The organism is Flavobacterium cupreum, assembly GCF_003996965.1.
Classification (GTDB): domain Bacteria; phylum Bacteroidota; class Bacteroidia; order Flavobacteriales; family Flavobacteriaceae; genus Flavobacterium; species Flavobacterium cupreum.
The window spans coordinates 1-299 of the sequence record NZ_QWDM01000209.1 but is presented as its reverse complement, the minus strand read 5'-3'; the positions used below and the strand labels follow the sequence as shown (position 1 = coordinate 299).

The window sequence follows — 299 nt, the reverse complement described above, 5'->3', positions numbered from 1 at the left end:
CGACCGCCGCCAGCATCGCCGAGAGCAGGCCGACCAGCGACAGGAAGCGGTCGGCGCGCTCAAGCGTGGCGCTCATCTCGGGGCGCCCGCTGGCGAGCGACTCGATGCGCACGCCCTTGACGCCGGCGCCGGCGATCTGCGCGGCCAGCCAGCGCTGGTAGCCGGCCACCGCCTCGAGGTCGGCGGCGCCGGCGCCGGGCGCGGCCACCTGCAGCCGGTGGGTCACGCGCGCGCCGTCCTGCGACAGGCCGGTCGCGGCCAGGTCGCGCGTCGAGAGCATCACGCGCGGCGCGAAGTTG

The 299-nt window shown here is 77.6% G+C and carries 1 pseudogene; it reads right to left on the bottom strand.

Going from position 1 to position 299, the window contains the following annotated elements:
• A pseudogene (locus D0817_RS27195) lies at positions 1-299 on the bottom strand (ABC transporter permease); the annotation flags it as partial.